Origin of the sequence: Spirillospora sp. NPDC049652 (assembly GCF_040675125.1) — a bacterium.
In the GTDB taxonomy this organism is placed as follows: Bacteria; Actinomycetota; Actinomycetes; order Streptosporangiales; family Streptosporangiaceae; genus Spirillospora.
Genome location: NZ_JBFAOF010000894.1, coordinates 1 through 2,967, shown reverse-complemented (window position 1 = coordinate 2,967; position 2,967 = coordinate 1). Strand labels below are relative to the sequence as shown.

Genomic DNA, 2,967 nt, shown 5'->3' with positions numbered 1-2,967 from the left:
CGCGCGGTGCCCGCGTGCCCGATGCCCGCCCGGTCCAGGGCGGCGAGGGTGCGGCGGACGCCGCGTTCGCCCTGGTCGATGGCGTGGTTGGACGCGGTGGAGCAGGTGTCGTACCCGAGCCGGCGGATCGCGTCCACGATCTGCGGCGGCGAGTTGAACACGGGGTATCCGCTGAACGGCCCCGTCCGTCCGCCCACGGGCGTCTCCAGGTGGCACACCGCCAGGTCGGCCCCGCTGATGACGGGCTTGAGGCGGGCGAGCATCGGCATGAAGTCGTAGTCGTTCCCGCCCTTGGCGCGCGCGTCCGCCGCCGCCTGGTCGATGAGGACCTGGTGCAGCAGGAAGTCGCCGGTCCCCACCCCGGTGAACCGGTCCGCCCCGTGGCGGGCCGTCCTGCCGGACCCGTGGCCCGCCTTGCCCCGCCCGTGGTGGCCCGGGGTGACCATCCCCTCCAGTTCCGAGGGGCGTGCGCGCTCGTCGCCGCATCCCGACAGCGCCGCGAGCCCGAGAGCCCCGACCATCACCGCGCTCAGCGCTCTCAGCGGCCTCGGTGGACGAGGCGCGCGCCGGTCCACCGGCGGACGGCCGCCGCCCGAAGCCAACGGAAATATCGCCGAAGCTCCCATGTCTGACGGTCTTCGGTGTTCTGTGCCGATTGAAACGGCGGTTTACCGGAAGCTGGACGGCCGTGATCAGCGCTTTTCGCGCGATGGCGAAGTCCGGAGTTCCACCGGCGTGTCCCTGGCACTGCTCATGGGATGCGAGAGGCTAGGCGGAAGCAGGCGACAAATCCGGCCATCTACGGACACATCGGGCCGGGATAGCGATACCCAAGGCGATAAAGGCCCAAGGAAGAAAAGCGATGGGTGCGCGAGACGCGAAATAAAAGGCAGACGAAAAATCGCCGGAATAATGTTCTGACTTGCCGGAGCGGGTGCGCCGTCAGGGACTTGAACCCCGAACCCGCGGATTAAGAGTCCGCTGCTCTGCCAATTGAGCTAACGGCGCCTGCCGCCGGACCGCGCCGGCGACAGGACAACTCTAGCAGGGCTCCGTCCGTGCTCAGGACGCTCCGGCGTCCTGGCTGAACTTCACCTGCGTGCCGCTGACCCGCAGCTTCACGCCCGATCCCGTCACGCTCAGGCTGTCGAACCGCATCCCCAGCGGAAGCCCGTTCACCGGCACGGTGAAGTCCAGGTCGTCGCCGAGCCCGCTCAGGTCGAACCCTTCGGCGGACAGCGTCCTGACCCTGATGCTGTTGCCGACCTTCGTGACCGACGCGACCGCCGTGGCGTCCAGCCCGAACGCGCCGACCTTCGCCTTGACCTTGTCCGGGCCGTCCGCCTGGAGCTCCAGCCCGCTCCCGCCCGCCTTGGCCAGGTCGCCGAACCCGACGAACGCCTCGCCGGTGACCTTGCCGAGCGTCCCGCTCTGGTAGTCGGAGTTCAGCCGGACGTCGGTGGCCCGCGCGTCCAGCCGCGTCACGTTCAGCGGCCCGGCCGCGATGTTCTTGGCCTTGAGCCGCACGTCGCCGAAGTGCCGGTCCGCCACCTGCGTCAGGAACGGGAACCCTTCGATGCTCACGTCCGGCTTGCTGGGGAACCCCTCCTTCTTGATCTCGCCGGCCATCGCGTCCTCGGTGACGAACAGCGCGATCCGGTCGGCGACGAGCAGCAGCAGGAGCAGCATCACGACGACGACCAGCAGCACGATCGGCCACCGCCGCCTGCGGCGGGGCGGCTGCGGCAGCCGCTCCTCCCGCGTCACGGCGGCACTCACGCCTCCCACCCCCGCGAGCGGCGCGCGGCGCGGTCCGGAGGCCGCTCGTCTTCGGGGACGCCGCCGGCCGGGCCGCGGCCGGAGGGCTGGACAGCCGACTCGTTCATGATCTCCACGCCGTCTCACTGAGGGGACCCGGGGTCCGTGCCGATACGGGAGCGGGGCTGGTGGGAGCGGACGGAACTTCGACGCCGGCGGGGGCGGACCCCGCTCCCGGACACGCCCGGAGCGCGCGCGGCCGGGTCCGGCCACGCCGCCCCTCCCGGGTGCCGCCGGGAACGGGCGGGACGGAAGCTTCCGCAGGAACGGAAGGGGTCAGCCCGACCGGCGGGCCCGCACGCTGGGGAAGCGGCGCGCGCTGGGTCGGCATGGACTCATGCAAAGCCGCCGGATCCGTCCTGTCAATGGCGGGTGCGGCGTCTTACACTCCGGGCATGACGGCGGGTCCCTCGGCCGGGTCCATGGCATCGCCGCTCCTGGTCGTCCGGACCCGGGAGCGGGTCCACCGGCTGCGTCCGGGCGGCACGTACCGGGTCGGGCGCGACCCGGAGTCGGAGATCGTGGTGACCGACGGCCGCGTCTCCTGGCACCACGCGAACCTCCGGTCCGGCCCGGACGGCTGGGTGCTCGAGGACGCCGGCAGCCGGAACGGCGTCTTCCTCGACGGCCGCCGCGTCCAGCGGGTCGTGATCGACGGCGAGCACCTGTTCCGGCTGGGCCACGCGACCGACGGCGCGCCCCTCGCCTGCTCCGCGTTCCGGCCGTCCGACCCGAGACCGGCCGTGGACCGCAGCCCCAGCCAGGTGTTCAAGCTCCCCACCCCGCGCGCGCCCGGCGACTCGGGGCAGGTGCCGGGCTACGGCCCGCCGCAGAGCGCCGGCCACGCCGGCCCCGTCCCGGCGCAGGGACAGGGCCGTGGCCGGACGCCGGGATATCCGCAGGACGACAGGTACCGCCAAGGCCCTGCACGCACGGACGATCCGAGGCATGCTCCGGGCCCGGCCCCTGGCCCGAGGCCCGCGCCGGACGCCGGGCACGCACCGGCCCCGGGAGTCGCCCACGGCCCGCGTCCGGACGTCGCAAGAAGCCCGCAGGGCGGCAATCCCGCAGGTCGCACCCCCTCCCCGAACCCCGCGCCGCGCCCCTGGGCGTCCGGGGCGCCGGTGGCGGCGGGTGTGGTCGCCGCGG

The 2,967-nt window shown here is 73.1% G+C and carries 3 protein-coding genes and 1 tRNA gene; 1 reads left to right on the top strand and 3 read right to left on the bottom strand.

Annotated features, from left to right (window positions below; translation table 11 throughout):
* The 3 genes from AB0J52_RS34485 to AB0J52_RS34475 all read right to left on the bottom strand — a co-directional run.
* Window positions 1-521: CapA family protein (locus tag AB0J52_RS34485; RefSeq protein WP_500187088.1), on the bottom strand; the 521-nt coding region annotated here is incomplete at its 3' end.
* A 414-nt stretch (window positions 522-935) separates the two neighbouring features.
* Window positions 936-1,008 (bottom strand) — tRNA-Lys (locus AB0J52_RS34480).
* A 54-nt stretch (window positions 1,009-1,062) separates the two neighbouring features.
* Window positions 1,063-1,779 carry an LmeA family phospholipid-binding protein gene (locus AB0J52_RS34475; protein WP_500187087.1) on the bottom strand — a complete coding sequence of 239 codons (717 nt, stop codon included), beginning with the start codon at window positions 1,777-1,779 and terminating at the stop codon, window positions 1,063-1,065.
* A 434-nt stretch (window positions 1,780-2,213) separates the two neighbouring features.
* Between AB0J52_RS34475 and AB0J52_RS34470 the strand changes: the two genes are divergently transcribed.
* A partial coding sequence (locus AB0J52_RS34470) for an FHA domain-containing protein (RefSeq protein ID WP_500187086.1) occupies window positions 2,214-2,967 on the top strand: 754 nt, incomplete at its 3' end.